The following is a 15,827-nucleotide window of genomic DNA, read 5'->3' as shown; positions in this document are numbered from 1 at the left end:
TTGCAGTAGACAGGCATGCGAAACTGTATCCTCTCGATGACCCCGCTGGGTTTTCAAGGGTAATAAAAGAAGGCGTTGAACCAAAAGGCTTCTGCCCGTACTATTCAGTAAGAAATTCCCTTTCAGATGCCAGAATCGTCCTTGGAACGTACAATTATGCGCTTAACCCATCAATAAGGAAAAACGTGTTCGAGACACCCATGGAAGAGGAAATAAGACAGGAAAATGACCACGAAGCTATCAGCGTGAGTCGAAATGATGACTCAGAGCCCTTGAACGACCAATCATCTTTGAACGTCTTTGATCTATTTGACCTGGTGATATTCGACGAGGCTCACAATCTCGACTCAACGGTGGAGAATTTCGGGAGAAAGCTTTCCGTCAGCACTTTAAGACATGCGTTTCGGGAATTATTCGGCGATACGATTGCCCTTAAGATGGAGGAAATCAGGGCATACGCGTTAAAGCATCAAGGTGCAGAGGCCATGGTAAATATCGCGGAAATTCTCTTGGAGCTTTTAAAATCTCTTGAGGACTTTAAGATAAACAAGAATGATCATCTTAAGAGATATGCAATACCGGATCACATACGGGAATTGTTTATCACATCCAGAGTGAGTTTTTCAAAGTTGGCCGAAGGGATAGATGAAGAGAGTGGAAGATATATTAACCGGAGCCTTCATGCCGTATTTTCGTTTCTTACCGAGGCGTTTTCGCTGTCCAGTTCAGAATCCGGCATTTATTGCGAAGAATACGAGTCAAAGAAACCCGAAAACAGGGATCTGAAGCTCAGGAGGCTCAGGATAATGAATTTCAACCATTCTCAATACTTCGCATTCCTCGGAGGAAACTGTACCCTTTTCATGTCGGGAACGTTGCCATCAAAGGATGCCATAGAGTTGATGTGGGGAATGCCGGAAACTGTATACCTGACGCCCGAAAACGCCATAAAAATACAAAGAGGGAGCAGAAATTTCTTCAAAAATAGGGGGCTAACAACCCTAGGAGCGTCGAAACTCCCTGAAGAAGACTGGATGGCGCTAATTAAGAATTATGTACTGAAAGTGAGGGAAATATTCAGTAAGAGCGAGAAAAGCGTTCTTGTTGCATTCCCAAATGGAAATATGGCATCCTCCGCCGCAAATCTCTTAAAAGACTTCCCGGAGATAGGAGATAAATGTGTTCTTCCTTCTGGCCCACACAAGGCAGCTGGCGTAAGAAGGGAGATGCTTGATGGGAAGAGAGTGGTTCTTACCGCCTACAATAGCTCTCTCCTTGAGGGAGTCGAGTTTATGGCTCCAAATAAAGATAACCTGTTGAGTGACGTCATACTTGCGGGGGTTCCCGTCCCTCCACCTGATGATTACCGCAAGGATATGTCTGACTTTATCTTCAAAAATGTTCAGAAAAAAGGAGGAGCAAAAAAGGAAGACCTGCTTTACAACGAACCCGCCCTGATATCAGTAAAACAGGCAGTGGGAAGGGCGAATAGAAGCGCCAAGGATTCAGTAAATATCTGGCTACTGGATGACCGTTTTCTAAGGCCCTACTGGAAAAATAATCTTTGGGATCGAAATTAGCCTATTTTTATCGTAAGATTCTCGCCGTTAGTTGATTTTAGAGTAAGGAATATATAAACTTCCTAGCATTCAATAATTGCAAAGCTTTTCGGAGGAGCGGAAGCCATAGACCTCCGAAAAGCAAGTGGCTTCCCCTCTCTCCGGAGCGGAGGAAGCGGAAATGGCTAAGAAAAATAAAGGTTCAGGCGCCGGTAATCCGGCAAAGGGTTCTGGAAAGACGAAGAGGAATATCCCAACGCACGTTGGGAAGTGGCACATAGGGGAGCTTGTTATTGGGCTTTTGGCGACAATGCTGCTGTTTGTTGGCCTCCTGGCGAAGCCGACATACACCATACTGAATCATGTGGTGGTTTTCAATGACGGCATCATTGCGCCTGCGATTATATTCGGGGCGGTTGTGTGGGCTATCATCGAAACACTGACGCCCCCTGGTAAAGGCATCATAGACCTTGTGTGGCGTGCTTTTGCTGGTTTCGTCGTGGGTGGGTTCATAGGCGGTTTCCTGGGCTATGAGTTCGGGTTTGCCCAGTACATCATTGTGCCTGCATATGCAGGCAATTCCGCTGCAATCCTTTACCTGGTATCCATCCTGGTATTCGGCCTTGTGGTCATATGGGATGCCGCATGGTCCGACAGGAAGGGATACATGGGGCAGAAGGCCAAGAACACCAGGGTGCTGAATTTCAAGGAATCGGGATCGGGGAAGGCTGCAAGGAAGTTCATAGGCCTGTTCATTGCCCTCATCTCGGTATTCCTGATGATTTTTCTCTCTGCTGGAATAGGGCATGCCCTGGTCGCAGGCAGCGATAATTCTCCGGTTCTGCAGTCCGAGGCCATCACATCATATGTTTACGGGTCGTCAGGTGCGATACCCTTCGGCCAGGTCAACGGAACAGCCACCTTTGACTTTCCGTCCAGCACCGTGAACAATGTGACCACATACCAGGGGGAGGTGTGGATCAGGACCAATCTCACAGTGGCGGAAATGAACAACTTCGCCGTGTCCAAGCTCGTGATCGATTCCACTGATGTCCATGCCGCCAATGTCTCCCTGGGTACAGGCTACAACGTGTCAAGTTTCGAGCCATTTGCGTACCAGAGCCTGAAGAACCTCACGTCAGCCTCATTCCCCATAGCATCATCCTCGCTGACGGGAAACCAGTCCGCAAACATCATGGTGCTGGTGCAGAGCAACGTCACCAGCATATCGATCAGCTTCCATGCATACGGGAACAACGGCCTTACCACAATCTTTGGATCATATTCAGCAGAGCAGACGGGATACCTGATCGGCACCATATTCACCTTTGTTTCGGCCATACTGGTGGCTCCATGGTATGACCTGGGTGTATTCGACAGGAAGAACCAGGCTGCGAAGGGAGGGAAGTGAGATGTTGAACCGGCTCATTTTCCATGTGAAGAAAATCAAGAGGGCGAGGATGAAAATCTCCATGATCTCACTGACCTTCATCCCCATGGCCACAAGCTCCCTGGGCACGACCATATTCAACAGCATATGGGGACTGCTTATGGGTTTCCTGCAGACCATCATGAATGGTCTTGGGACAATGTTCGGAGGCATATTCTCCGGCTTCACACAGTCCATTGACATCATGTTCCAGGGGTTCGGCTTCAGCCTGTCAGGATACGGCGTTTATGGCCCCATGATGTTCGTCTTCGGCATCGGCATTGCACTGCTGCTCGGTTTCCTTATATTCGCGGTCATCGGCCCGCTTAAGGATCTCGTGGGCATGGAAGACGATCTCTGAGGTAATCATGGATGTCTCTGGGTTCAGCGATAATGTCATCGCCCTTATGGGTGTTCCTGCAGGTCATATACAGGTTCTTCCAGAATCTTCTACTGGACCTGGAGGACACCCTCATACTGCCCCTGTTTCAAGCACTCACCCAGGACTTTGTCCAGGTGTTTCAGGCGTGGCAGGGGAATTATGGCATCCTGATGCCCATGATGCTGACAGCGTCCGCAGGATTCACATTTGTTGGCCTGTACCTGCTCTTCTCGTTCGTTGTCCCGGTGAAGGACATGGTGGGTGAATAATGTCATACTATGGCGTAAGCCCTCCGTCACTGATTTCCTGGCTGAACCCCCTCGATGCCATAAACAACGTGATCCAGATCATTCTCTATTTCTTCGCCATGGCATTGTATTACCTTGCTGAACTAGTCAACCTGCTGTTTTCCGTCATTGAGGGTATAGTATCCGGCATTGTGGGCATGTTTGTCCAGGCAGTAACGGGCCTTGGTATCCTGTCCCTGCCAGTATTCGTCATACTGCTCTTTTCGTTCTTCTCCTTCGCACTGATCTTCATGATGGTCCTGCATGACATTCCGGTAGTGGGGGCGGTGGCGTGAAATCCATTATTGTGCGTTCCCTGAAAGGAAAGAAGAGATACGTCATTCCCATCGCGGTGATATTCGCATCCCTGATGTTGCTCGTAGTTCTTGCTCCTGCGGAGCAGCAGATTGCATCCTATAACCCATTTAGCCGGCCAGGAGGCGGTGGAGGTGGTTCTGATTATTATGCCTACCTGAGTGTTTCCGAAAGTGGTCTTTCATCTGAGATATCAAGCTGGTCAGCTTCGTCAACTTATGGAGAAAACACCATCGCCCCAGCACCAGGCAGCTCTGGAACAATCACGGTAGTGGACACTACTTCCGCATTCACCGTCACCCTTTCATGGGGCGGCGTTCCGGGCTACTCAACGCCCGGAAGTGTGACCGTAGCAGTAACCGGCAAGACATCCGGTTACAACACATATGACGAGACTGGAACCTATTCGGGCAGCCCTGCTGGCCCCACTCTTTCTTCGGTGTCAGCCTCACCCAATCCGGTGGATGCAGGGCAGACCACCACATTTTCCGCCAGCGGTGTTTCATCGAATGACGTCAACGGCGGCACTTACCACTGGTCCGGACTGGTTTCAAGCAGTTCCTCAAACCCTACTTACTCCGGTGGGTCGGGTGGAACGGAATACCTGTACTATTCAACGGATGCCGGATCAACGTCGACAGTTTCCACGACGCTGACAGTGAACTCAGACCCGACAATATCCGCTTCGGCAAATGTCCAGACCGTTGATGCGGGGCAGAGCATTTCATTCTCATCCTCGCCTTCCGGAGGAACAACACCGTACAGCTACACATGGTACGAGGAACCGTCCGGCGGGTCCTATTCATCATTTTCCACCTCTCAGAACCCGTCCTATTCCTTCCCTTCTGCCGGCACTTATTATGTTTATGTCCATCTCTCTGACAGCGCCGGATACGGGGTCAATTCCAACACCCTCACCATAACTGTGAACTCCGACCCCTCAGTAAGCGCCTCGACCAGCCTGAACCCGGCGGATGCCAGCCAGCAGATCACATTCAGTTCCTCAGTATCAGGCGGTTCCGGGGGAGGATCGTACACATGGTATTCCGGATCAACGTCGGACCAGATCGGCACGGGATCGTCATACAGTACCTCATTATCTGCCGGCACGTATTCCATCTTCGTTGTCTATGTGGATAACAGCGGCTATTCTGTCATGTCGAATACTATCACCGAGACGGTGAACTCCGATCCCTCTGTCTCAATTTCGAGTTCACAGAACCCCACTGATGTTGGAAAAAGCATAACCCTTACGGCATCGCCATCAGGAGGCTCCGGATCATATTCATACCAGTGGTACGCCAACAGTAATGCAATTAGCGGTGCAACCTCGTCCACATATTCACCCGGGGATTATTCTTCCTCGGGAACCTATAGTTATTACGTTTCCTTGACAGATGGAGCCGGATACACTGTCAACTCAAATACAATAGATGAAACGGTGAACTCCGACCCAACGGTTTCAGCATCTGCAAGCACAACAACGGCTGACGTGGGATACTCAATCACATTCTCAGCCTCGCCTTCCGGAGGGACTTCCCCGTATACCTATTCATGGACAATTGGAGGCACGCAGGTATCCACTTCCCAGGACTTCTCCTATTCCTTCTCCTCCGCCGGATCGTACACCGTCACGGTTACGGTGACGGATAGCCTCGGCGAAACTTATTCCGCCTCTGTATCGGTTACGATCAACAACAACCCCTCAGTGTCGGTGTCAAGCAGCCAGAACCCTACCGACGTTAGCAACTCAGTGACGTTCACGGCTTCCGAGAGCGGAGGCACTGGCACAATATCGTACGCATGGACTGTTAACGGGGCGTCAGAGGGCTCAGGTTCAACTCTGAGCTATTCTTTCAGTTCTTCCGGGTCATATACAATTGAAGTCACTGTAACGGATGGTGACGGACATACAGCAAGTGCTTCCCTCACCGAAACCGTTTATTCGGACCCTTCAGTGAGCATAGCAAGTTCCCAGAATCCAGCCGACGTGGGCAACTCAGTGACGTTCACTGCATCCCCATCCGGTGGATCAGGTTCGTATTCGTACCAGTGGTACCTCAACTCGAATGCCGTATCCGGAGCCACTGCATCCACCTACTCCACCTCTTTCAGCTCGTCCGGAACTGACTCTATATATGTCACAATCAAGGATGGCGTGGGCAATTCAGCCACTTCCTCAACGCTGGATGAAACCGTGAACGCCGATCCCTCTGTCTCAATTTCGAGTTCACAGAACCCAACCGATGTCGGGAACAGCGTAACATTCACCGCATCAGGGTCCGGGGGATCCGGATCATATACGTACCAGTGGTACCTGAACGGGGCAGCGGTAAGCGGTGCAACGTCATCGACTTACACCACCTCCTTCGGTTCGTCCGGAACTGACGCCATTTACGTTATCCTGACGGACGGCATCGGAAACACCGCAACGTCATCGACGCTGACGGAAACAGTCAATGCAGACCCGACAGTGAGCATAAGCAGTTCACAGAATCCCACCGATGTTGGCAATTCCGTTACATTCACCGCATCAGCCGCGCAGGGCACAGGCTCCTTCTCCTATACGTGGTATGTCAACAGTGCGACCCAGTCATCCACCTCCCAGAGCCTGGACTACACCTTCTCCTCACCGGGAACATACTATGTCAATGTCACCGTAAAGGACAGCCTTGGCGACGCATCCTCCTACTCTTTCACTGAGACGGTGAACTCCGATCCCTCCGTGACCATCTCATCATCTCCCGCACCAACGGACGCCGGCGTGCCTGTCTCCTTCTCATCATCCCCAACCGGCGGAACCACACCGTATAACTACACATGGGAGATCAATTCGGTGGTGGTGTCCTACGCATCCTCCTTCCAGTACACCTTCACCTCCGCAGGTTCATATTCTGTGCTCCTGACTGTGCGGGACGCCAACGGTAATACTGCATCCGCATCCCTGACCCAAACAGTCAATGCGGATCCGGCAGCAACAATTTCCTCTGAATACGCTACGGTTGATCAGGGCGTGAACGACACTTTCACGGCCAACGTGAACGGGGGGACGTACCCCTTCAACTACACATGGTATGACGGGCCTACCGTGGTGAACTACTCGCAGAGCTTCCACATGGCATTCCCCGATACCGGCACACAGGCAATCAAGCTGGTGGTGAAAGACAGCTTGGGAGAATCTTACACAACATCGGTTAGCATCAGTGTCATCCAGAAACCGTCTATATCCATCAACGGGCCGGATAAAACGGATGTATCCACCCTGGCCACCTTCACGGGCAATGCGACCTATGGCACCGAACCGTACAATTTCTACTGGTTCGTCAACGGCGTGAACGTTACGCCCTCCTCATCAGGATTGTACCTGAGCTATTCTTTTACCTCACCGGGAACTTACAATGTGTCGATCAAGGCGGTCGATTCGCAGGATGCGTCCGCCACGTCATACCTCCTTGTGACGGTGTCAAGCAGGCCCACTTTATCTATCTCATCATCCGTATCATCTGGAGACCCTGGGCTTGTCGGTTCATTTTCAGCCACGGCCTCCGGCGGTTCCTCTCCGTACACCTACTCCTGGACCATAGGAGGGTCTGAAGTGGGGTCGCAGCCGAACCTGACATACACCTTCAACTCCGAAGGCACCATGGAGATTGAGGTCAGGATTACGGATTTCGCTGGCAACAGCGTCACAGCCTATACCAATGTGACCATAAACCCGCCGCCGGAGGTGTCAATGTCTGCCTCCCATTCCGCCATTGACGTGAACGTCAAGGACTTGTTCAGCGCGACAGGTAGTTATGGTACACTTCCTTACAACTACACGTGGGAGATTAACGGTCAAACCGCAGGATATGGCAGCTCCCTTTCATATGCGTTCACTACTGCAGGCTCGTATTCTGTCAAGGTCATACTGAGGGACGCTGACGGCAGCACAACCTCTTCTCCCGCTACCATCACGGTTTTCGGGCTTCCCGTCCCAAGCATACTGGCTAACAGGACCATTGTGGACCAGGGCATGTCCGTTTCCTTCCTCTCGGGAGTTTCCGGCGGAACCATGCCGTATAACTACACATGGGAACTTTCCGGATCGGTAATAGGCTATGGTTCGATCATATCCCACACGTTTGTATCAGCCGGCTCATACACCGTTACACTGGTCGTCAGCGACTCTTTCGGCAACACCGGCAGTGCATCCCTGAGCATCACTGTGAACACACCCATGACCGCTTCAATCTCGCCGCTGCATTCCAGGATCGACTCCGGGCAGTCGGACACGTTCACTTCCGGCGTAGCCGGCGGAACTCCGGTATACTACTATCTCTGGGAAATAAACGGCAATGCCGCATCGTCGCAGGAGAACTTCACGTATTCCTTCCAGCCGGGAGACTACAACATCACCCTGATAGTCACCGATGCCCTCGGTGAGAGAGCAACGGCGGTCGTGAGCATTACGGTGGAACCGGGACTGTCTGCGACTCTCAGCAGGCAATACGCCACAGTGGACACCAACATCACAGATACGCTGTCCCTGACTGCAGCCAACGGGACGGGTCCGTATACTTACGTGATCATGATCAACGGGGCGGTCGTCTCTTCCTCAGACTCGTATGCGCAGTACTTTACCATTCCAGGCACGTATGACATCACTGCATACGTGAACGATTCAATGGCTGAGAGTATTGAACTCTCTTCCACCATAGTGGTAAGAGCAAACCCAACGGTGACCATAGTTACCCCGACAAACAAGACTGACGCGAATGTGCCCATTTCATTCAGGGGTATACTATCCGGCGGAACTGGCCCTTACGGTTATTCATGGCTCATAGCCGGGCATACTTACACCAATGCTACACTGGTTTACTCCTTCTCATCATCCGGAGCATATAGCATACAGCTCACCGTGACCGATGCATTCGGAAGGGAAGCCATTGCCAGCGTCAACGAGACCGTATATGCTGACCCGCATGCAAGCTTTGTCGCGCCAACCTATATTCGGGCATCCATCGAGGAACCCCTGTCGCTGAACATATCCGGCGGAATTGCCCCATATGCAATACAGTGGTATTTCCCCAGCGGCGAACAGATCAGCGGGAACAACGTCACGCATGCATTCTCGTCGTCCGGACCGGATACCATTGAAACGCAGGTGACGGATTCATCCGGCTACACCGATACGCAGAACTTCACTGTCGATGTGCATCTCTTCGTTGCCATTGCTGCCAACACCACTTCCGGGCTGGGGCCTCTTGCCGTGCAATTCTCATCATCCGTCCTTGGAGGATCAGACTATGCCTACAACTGGTCTTTTGGAAACGGCCAGCACTCATTGCAGCAGAATCCGGCATACAGCTTCCAGCCGGGAAATTACTCGGTCACTTTCAAAGTTACAAGCGCAAACGGGGCGACTGGTGAGGAGAACATCACCATAACGAGTCTCCCGCCACCGGTGTCATTTGAGTATTCGTCTGGCCTGAATATCACTCAGACATTCCATTTCACGGCGATTCCAAACTGGGATGCTAAAGGCCCTTACAATATGTCATGGTCATTCCCCAACGGCCAGACTGTTACTGGGATGAATATCTCCTACAAATTCCCAGTGTATAATGAGATCAACACGGTGATTGCGACCTTGAACTACGGTTCTGGAAAGTCATGGACCCAATATCTGACAGTGAGGATGGTACCCGCAATACCATCAGTTTCCTTCAGCCCCCCATCCATCATACCCGTAGACACAATGCTATCCCTGAATGCCACTGCAAAAGCACCGGACAGTAACTCATTCACCTATGCATGGGACATCAATGGAACCTCGGATTCGGGTCAATCAGTACTGTATTATTTCCAGAATCCTGGCAATTACTCGGTAAGAGTCACGGTTACAGACAGCCTTGGTGCAGCAGCATCTGTCACTCGTAATATCCAGGTTCTGCCGCAGGAGACAAACAGCAGCATCGTGCTGTCATACACGAAATCGGCTGCAGGACCGATGACGTACTACACAATCAAGGTTCAGAGCCTCCATGGCATAACGGCAGTTGAGGCATTCCTTGGTACAACCATGATCTCGCCTGTCGAGATCAATTCATCATACACACCGCAGGGCGGCGAGGTGGCATACTTCAACCTCACCATGGATCAGGGCAATTACAATTCCGGTACGTACGGCATAAGGGTGGTGGCATTCAACAACGATTCCGCCTCAAACAGCATCACCATGCCATTCACCGTATCATCGATCCTGTCGCAGAATCCCATATCGCTCGGCACGGTGATATCATTCTTCGGGGGGCTGCCTAACTTTTTGATCATCATACTGACGCTCTCGGGAATAGGGATTGCGGCGATGCAGCTGAGGAAGCCGCCAATAGACGTTGTCGCCACCAGCGGCGGCAAGACGCACACATACCAGCTGGACACAAAGAAGTAGGTGAAAGAATGGCAACAAAGTTTAGGACAATAGAGAGAAAGGGAAAGAAGCGCGTGGTGCCAATGGGCACCAGAAAGACGGCGATTGTGAGACTGTTGACCCCAAGGGAGATAGAGGACCTGACGGGTGTAGGAGTAAAGCATCCCGGTTCCCTGACTGGACTGGGATATCACATCTCCGCGCCCGTTCAACAGAAGCATGCGGCTCTTAACAGGGCAGTGCAGAAGTACGGCATGAAGGAAGTCCTGAGGAAACTGGGTGAACTGTACCGGCTTGATTACAACAGGCCGCAGATGAAGGCGAAGATCGTGCAGGATATCAGATACGTGTCTGGAGGGAAGAGAAGTGACTAACGGATGGATAACAAGGAAATACAGGGGGAAGAGTCAGGCAGTGCCAGTCAATAACAGAAAATTCTCTGGAATCACCAAGAGGGTCTCACAGGCTGACCTGAAGAAGATCCACATCCACGGGCTATCAATGGCAGGTTATGCTGTGGACCTGGCGGACGATCTGAGGAAAAAAGCACTCACCAGGGCGGTGGAGAAATACGGGAAATCGGACACACTGACCGAACTCTCGGTCCTCAGGACAAAGTACCAGGGAAACGAGAGAATGGAGCGCGTCATCGATTCTGACATTGCCTATATTGCCAGGGGCAGATTCGAGGAGGCCTGATCATGCCGGAGTTCAGGACAGTGACCAGGAATGGCAGGAAGCGGGTGATACCGGTTACAAAGAGGAAGCTGGCGCCGGAGAGGAAAGCCTCTGCCCGGGACCTGATGAGATGGCCTCCGGAGAAAATCTCAAGGATTGCAAGATTGGAGGGGTTTGTGAACAGCAGCGATGAGCCCTTCGAATTCTCAGGGTCTCCCAGGGAATTCAGCATCAATGGAATGAGGCTCTCAGGCATAGACCGGATTTACCTCGGGGAGGAATCAGTATCATTTTACAGTTCGGGAAAGGAGTCGGCCACGGTGTTTTATTTCGATATTGGAAGTTTCAACACAGGCGGAAAGGCAAGAATTGGAGGAAGAAAGAAATGACGGAATTCAGGACAAGGGGAAAGGGAAAGGAGAGGAAAGTATATCCGGTGAAGAAGAGGCAGGCGTTTGGGGTATCGCGGGACCTGGCATACGATGAAGTGCAGGCACTGAGGAAGCAGGGCAAGAGGGCAAGGCTGATTGAAACAAACACCCGCCTTGATCTTTATGCACCGTACGAATCTATTCTTCCAGAGGCTGCAGCATCATCAGCTTCCGCCACGCAGGAACCATCGCATCCTGTAACTGGGGAATCTGAGGCTAAACATGATATTGTCGATCACACTCCGCACATCGGCACCATCAGCCGAGAAAAGGATCAAGCGTTAAAGCTCATAGGCCTCCTGACAGAGAATGGAAAACTCCAGATGACAAATGAGCAGCTGAGGGATTTTTTCATCGATGCCAAGATATCCGTCAACAATGGAGAGATGAGGTATATCGGCGTTGACCCTTCACACGTGATGATGGTCGAGGAAACTCTGCCCACGTCTCTGCCCAACGACTTCTACCACATAGAACAGGGTGAGGATAAGAGGTTCACGCTTGAGTCCGGAATAGACCCAGCAGCTGCAAGATTCAACATGCCAAAATTGGACTTTGAGACCAATTCATGGAAGGCGCAGATTGATGGCGGTAACCTGGTGAGCCTAATGGCTTTCCTCAGGAAGCCAGCCAAGGATGATCCGTTCAGTAAAACTGTAACTTTCCAGATGAAGGGCAACAGGGTCCTGGTCACAGGATTTAACGAGAAGGAAGCGGGAAGGGAAAGGCAACTCAAGGACTCTCATTCACCTGACAAGAACACAGTAACAGTTCTGGAATTCACTGCACAGCCCTCAAAGAGCACCAGCAGCGTAAATGACGATACGTGGCATACAGCGAACTTCGATCGGGAAATGCTCGGGAACATGATCAAGACCATGATGGCAAGGAGAACGGTGAAGACTGACAACGGCATGGCGATAAGCCTGGACCTCAAGGCTGACTATCCTCTCAGCGCCATGATCAGGAGACTCGGACCTAATAATGAGCGAATAGAGACACGCGGCCTTATAGCCCCAAGGATGGAGTGAGAGCATTGGGTAAGATAACCGATGCCGCCATTGCCATCATTGTCCTTGTCATTGGGCTGTGGATACTGACGAGGCTCGGCCTTACGCTGCCCGCCATAGAGAAGATGTTCCACCAGTTCTTCTTCCCCTCTTCCGGATCCGGCACGAATGTAACCTCCGGCCTGATACTCGCCATGGCTGCCTCCGCGTCAAGGCTGAGGGAGAAGAAAAAAAGGATCCTGGAATACATCAGGCGGAAAATATTCCTGGATCATAACCATATCCTGCCTAAATCTCCGAATAGAGGGGGCGGAAGGTCCTGAAGGGCATAATCCTACCCTCCATAATGTTCATAGCCCTTATCGGGCTTGTATTCGCTCCGGTTGTGGATGCATCGCCGCCTTCAGGTCACGTGATCATCTATTCGACCTACGGTTCCGGAAATGAAGACCTTTACGTTCCAGTCAATTCGACCGGCATAACCGTATACCCGGACTGGCACGTGTACCTGTACGGTTCCGGATCTTTCACGTTCCAGGTCAATGGCACAGCGGTGGAGTCCGGTGTTTCACTGGGTGTTTTCAATTTCACATACGTGTGGAACCTGCCCGGCGGTTCTACTGCCAGTGCCGTGCTGGTCTTCCAGGGCGTATCCTATTCCTTTGCTGACATAATCACGGGTCCGCTGTCCAACCAGGCCATAGAATCCGTATCGGTATCAAGCTCATACCCGGGGCAGGACCAGTTCTTGACAGTGGCACCAGGCACATCAGGGGCACTGATGTACCCCGACTGGTCAGTTACCATGCAGAGCACGCAGAATGTCTCATATTCCATATACCTGAACGGCCAGGAGCTAATGTCAGGACACGTTTACGGTTCCAGGACCGTGGATTTCAACATATCCGGATCATCTGCCACCGTTACCATTGGTCTCGGAAACGGGATATTCAAGTTCCCTAATGAGCTCGTGGCAACAATACCCATCCAGAAATACTATGGCCCGCAGCCGCCTTCACTGCAGTACACTCTTTCGCAGTACGAGTACGGCATAGCCAGGGCTTTTGTGGCGTCGTTCTTCGCCATCATGATCGCACTGTTCACGGCCCGCAAATACCTGCTTGAGAAGGAGAGGAGGGAGGTGATCCGCATATGAAGGATGCAATGGGCAGGGGCTTCTGGCAGAGAAGGCGCGAGAATGCCTTCGAGAAATCCGGGGCGGATGCAGACAGGAGGCGCGAGGACCTGAAGAAGGCCATGCGATCAAGATCCGGAGAGAACATCGGTAGGCTCCAGAAGTTCGTGTCCTTCAGGTCGCTCATCAGGACGATGCTTCCGCAGCTCATCATAGGCATCATTCTTGCGTACGTGGAATATGACCTTGTGGGACTCACGTATACCCTGATTTCCGTGCTTGTCTACGTTCCCATGATATACTTCTATTCCCGCACCCTGCGCACCAGGAACGGCGTGTTCATCATGGTGCCAACTTCCGATTTCATGGACTGGGACCGGCTATTCATCAGCGACGAGATCTGGTCGCTGGTGGAGAAGGAAACGGGGCTTACGCTGGAATCCGGCAGGATAAACGGCCGGATAACGTACTGGTGCATAGAGGTCAGGTACCTGGACGGCACCAGCATTCCATGGTTCGTGAACATCGCATGGGCTCACTACAACAGGGCAAAGTATGCCATGTTCCAGTCCGTGCTGGATGACCTGACAAGGATGCTCAAGGACACGCTCCTTGAGGTGGCCAAGCTAAGGAAGATGGGGAAGGTTGAGAGCATTGTGGAGGCCACAAGGCAGAACGAGGAGAGCATAGACGCCATAACCTCGGCGCACAGGGACAGCATAATGGCTGTGCTGAGGAAGCAGAACGTGAGGCAGGAGGAGGCGGATGCATACGAAAAGGAGGTGCAGGACTTGCTTGGCAATCCGGAATACATCAGGGCGCTGATCAGGAAGAAGGAGGATGAGAAGCCACGTCCAGAAACGTCATAAGGGACTGGAACACGGAGAACGTGTTCAGGGACCTGTTCTTCTCCAACCCGAAAATGAAGGATAATGAATGGGTCAGGCACATGTACCGGTCGTTTGCAGAGATGGAGGACGAGGGTGAAAGATCGCCGCCGCTCTCGGAGATCTTCGACGAGTCCTCGCACCCGATGAACGGGAGCAGTGAGTTCACCAGGCTGAGCCTCATCGACCTTCCGGAAACGCTTGACTTCAGGATAGGGAGGAAGAATGGCAGATAACGAGACGCCAGAGGGCATGAGGCTACTCTACGACCTGCTGGTCAAGGCGTCGGAATACCCTGGGGAAACGCCTCACAATCCGAGGAACCTGTACAGCTGGGGAGAGAAACTGAAGGCACTGCACCACCTACTATCAGGGTACCATGACCAGGAATATGAGGCCGAGTACAGGGCTGCCATGAAGAGGATCAGGGACGTGTCCAGGGACTACCCGTCCGCAAGGTACGTGTCAGAGGGCTATGATGCCCTGTTCCAGTGGCTCGGATCCATCTCCCGGCTTTACTCCAGGCTAGGGCTGATGATCCCTCAGAATCTCACGTATACTGAAGGAGGAGATGAAGGAATATGACAGAGAATGTAAGTGAGGATGACACCACAAAGAACAGCGTTTGGCTTCTGCAGTGGATAAGGCACAGGATCAGGAAAAACAGGAACCTGATCGCCTTATTCATTGGCGACACAGGGTCGGGGAAGTCGCTGGCTTCCATAAGGCTTGCAGAAAGGGTTGATCCTACCTTCAGCGTGGACAGGATCGTGTTCACGGTCAAGGAGTTCATAGCTTTGGTGAATGCCGGACTTCCGCCAGGATCAGTGATAGTTTTCGACGATGCCGGCCTTGGCATAAATGCGAGGCTCTGGCAGGAAATGAGTGCCAAGGTGTTCGGCATGCTTACGCAGGGGTTCAGGTACAAGCAGATACTGACGTTCATCACGGTGCCTGATGAGATTTTTATCGAGAGGCAGTCCAGGAGGCTGGTGCACATAAGGTTCGAATCAACCGACGTTCAGGGGTTGATGAAGATGAAGCTCCTGTCCAGGAACACCTTCGATCCTGAGCATCCTCTTGCCAAATTCCCGAGGATCCACAGAGGCATATCAAAGATAGTGGTGAAGATGGTGAAGTTCCAGCTGCCCTCAAAGGAACTCTGGGAGAAATACGAGGCAAAGAAGAAGGAGTACATGGAATCGAGGTTCAGGGAGTTCCAGGAGCAACTGGAACTGCTGAACGGGGACAGGTTGCTGATAAAGAATGGAATGCCTGCCGTATCGGTCCAGTGTGACGAGT

16 protein-coding genes are annotated in these 15,827 nt (G+C 51.7%); all 16 read left to right on the top strand.

All coding sequences use genetic code 11. The annotated features are described in order from the left end of the window. Positions 1 to 1,580, top strand: a 1,580-nt coding sequence (locus KIS29_10395) for a hypothetical protein (GenBank protein ID MBX8640732.1), incomplete at its 5' end; no start/stop codon positions are given. Positions 1,581 to 1,740: 160 nt separating this feature from the next. Beyond that, complete coding sequence (locus tag KIS29_10390) at positions 1,741 to 2,970, top strand: hypothetical protein (GenBank protein MBX8640731.1); 1,230 nt, start codon at positions 1,741 to 1,743, stop codon at positions 2,968 to 2,970. A 1-nt stretch (position 2,971) separates the two neighbouring features. Then, a complete protein-coding gene (locus KIS29_10385) occupies positions 2,972 to 3,349 on the top strand; it encodes a hypothetical protein (protein ID MBX8640730.1) in 378 nt (125 codons plus the stop codon). An 11-nt stretch (positions 3,350 to 3,360) separates the two neighbouring features. Beyond that, positions 3,361 to 3,639 carry a hypothetical protein gene (locus tag KIS29_10380; GenBank protein ID MBX8640729.1) on the top strand — a complete coding sequence of 93 codons (279 nt, stop codon included), beginning with the start codon at positions 3,361 to 3,363 and terminating at the stop codon, positions 3,637 to 3,639. Next, positions 3,639 to 3,953 (top strand): hypothetical protein, encoded by a 315-nt coding sequence (locus KIS29_10375; GenBank protein MBX8640728.1) that lies wholly within the window; start codon positions 3,639 to 3,641, stop codon positions 3,951 to 3,953. The genes KIS29_10380 and KIS29_10375 overlap by 1 nt, the downstream gene beginning before the upstream one ends. After that, entirely contained in the window at positions 3,950 to 10,405 is a 6,456-nt protein-coding gene (locus KIS29_10370; protein ID MBX8640727.1) for a PKD domain-containing protein, read from the top strand. Before KIS29_10375 ends, KIS29_10370 begins: the two co-directional genes overlap by 4 nt. A gap of 8 nt (positions 10,406 to 10,413) precedes the next feature. Continuing rightward, entirely contained in the window at positions 10,414 to 10,758 is a 345-nt protein-coding gene (locus KIS29_10365; protein MBX8640726.1) for a hypothetical protein, read from the top strand. Continuing rightward, complete coding sequence (locus KIS29_10360) at positions 10,751 to 11,083, top strand: hypothetical protein (protein MBX8640725.1); 333 nt, start codon at positions 10,751 to 10,753, stop codon at positions 11,081 to 11,083. The genes KIS29_10365 and KIS29_10360 overlap by 8 nt, the downstream gene beginning before the upstream one ends. 2 nt (positions 11,084 to 11,085) lie before the next feature. Continuing rightward, the gene (locus KIS29_10355; protein MBX8640724.1) at positions 11,086 to 11,451 is read left to right on the top strand and encodes a hypothetical protein; all 366 of its coding nucleotides are present in this window, start codon (positions 11,086 to 11,088) and stop codon (positions 11,449 to 11,451) included. Further along, positions 11,448 to 12,524, top strand: a complete 1,077-nt coding sequence (locus KIS29_10350; protein MBX8640723.1) for a hypothetical protein — start codon at positions 11,448 to 11,450, stop codon at positions 12,522 to 12,524. Before KIS29_10355 ends, KIS29_10350 begins: the two co-directional genes overlap by 4 nt. A gap of 5 nt (positions 12,525 to 12,529) precedes the next feature. Next, entirely contained in the window at positions 12,530 to 12,826 is a 297-nt protein-coding gene (locus tag KIS29_10345; GenBank protein MBX8640722.1) for a hypothetical protein, read from the top strand. 23 nt (positions 12,827 to 12,849) lie between these two features. Next, a complete protein-coding gene (locus KIS29_10340) occupies positions 12,850 to 13,659 on the top strand; it encodes a hypothetical protein (GenBank protein ID MBX8640721.1) in 810 nt (269 codons plus the stop codon). Beyond that, entirely contained in the window at positions 13,656 to 14,507 is an 852-nt protein-coding gene (locus KIS29_10335; GenBank protein ID MBX8640720.1) for a hypothetical protein, read from the top strand. The genes KIS29_10340 and KIS29_10335 overlap by 4 nt, the downstream gene beginning before the upstream one ends. Positions 14,508 to 14,527: 20 nt before the next feature. Continuing rightward, positions 14,528 to 14,761, top strand: coding sequence for a hypothetical protein (locus KIS29_10330; GenBank protein MBX8640719.1), 234 nt, complete (start codon positions 14,528 to 14,530; stop codon positions 14,759 to 14,761). After that, a complete protein-coding gene (locus tag KIS29_10325; protein ID MBX8640718.1) occupies positions 14,751 to 15,110 on the top strand; it encodes a hypothetical protein in 360 nt (119 codons plus the stop codon). Before KIS29_10330 ends, KIS29_10325 begins: the two co-directional genes overlap by 11 nt. After that, positions 15,107 to 15,827: hypothetical protein (locus KIS29_10320; protein MBX8640717.1), on the top strand; the 721-nt coding region annotated here is incomplete at its 3' end. The genes KIS29_10325 and KIS29_10320, both read left to right, overlap by 4 nt.

The sequence above is a fragment of the Candidatus Sysuiplasma jiujiangense genome, from assembly GCA_019721075.1.
GTDB lineage: Archaea > Thermoplasmatota > Thermoplasmata > Sysuiplasmatales > Sysuiplasmataceae > Sysuiplasma > Sysuiplasma jiujiangense.
Note: the sequence above shows the minus strand (reverse complement) of the source record. Positions and strands in the feature narration are given on the sequence as shown.

What these genes read in the sequence shown, in the direction of transcription:
- KIS29_10390 (MBX8640731.1), top strand. Translation starts at nt 1,741, where the DNA reads ATGGCTAAGAAAAATAAAGGTTCAGGCGCCGGTAATCCGGCAAAGGGT.
- KIS29_10385 (MBX8640730.1), top strand. Translation starts at nt 2,972, where the DNA reads ATGTTGAACCGGCTCATTTTCCATGTGAAGAAAATCAAGAGGGCGAGG.
- KIS29_10380 (MBX8640729.1), top strand. Translation starts at nt 3,361, where the DNA reads ATGTCTCTGGGTTCAGCGATAATGTCATCGCCCTTATGGGTGTTCCTG.
- KIS29_10375 (MBX8640728.1), top strand. Translation starts at nt 3,639, where the DNA reads ATGTCATACTATGGCGTAAGCCCTCCGTCACTGATTTCCTGGCTGAAC.
- KIS29_10365 (MBX8640726.1), top strand. Translation starts at nt 10,414, where the DNA reads ATGGCAACAAAGTTTAGGACAATAGAGAGAAAGGGAAAGAAGCGCGTG.
- KIS29_10355 (MBX8640724.1), top strand. Translation starts at nt 11,086, where the DNA reads ATGCCGGAGTTCAGGACAGTGACCAGGAATGGCAGGAAGCGGGTGATA.
- KIS29_10350 (MBX8640723.1), top strand. Translation starts at nt 11,448, where the DNA reads ATGACGGAATTCAGGACAAGGGGAAAGGGAAAGGAGAGGAAAGTATAT.
- KIS29_10340 (MBX8640721.1), top strand. Translation starts at nt 12,850, where the DNA reads ATGTTCATAGCCCTTATCGGGCTTGTATTCGCTCCGGTTGTGGATGCA.
- KIS29_10335 (MBX8640720.1), top strand. Translation starts at nt 13,656, where the DNA reads ATGAAGGATGCAATGGGCAGGGGCTTCTGGCAGAGAAGGCGCGAGAAT.
- KIS29_10325 (MBX8640718.1), top strand. Translation starts at nt 14,751, where the DNA reads ATGGCAGATAACGAGACGCCAGAGGGCATGAGGCTACTCTACGACCTG.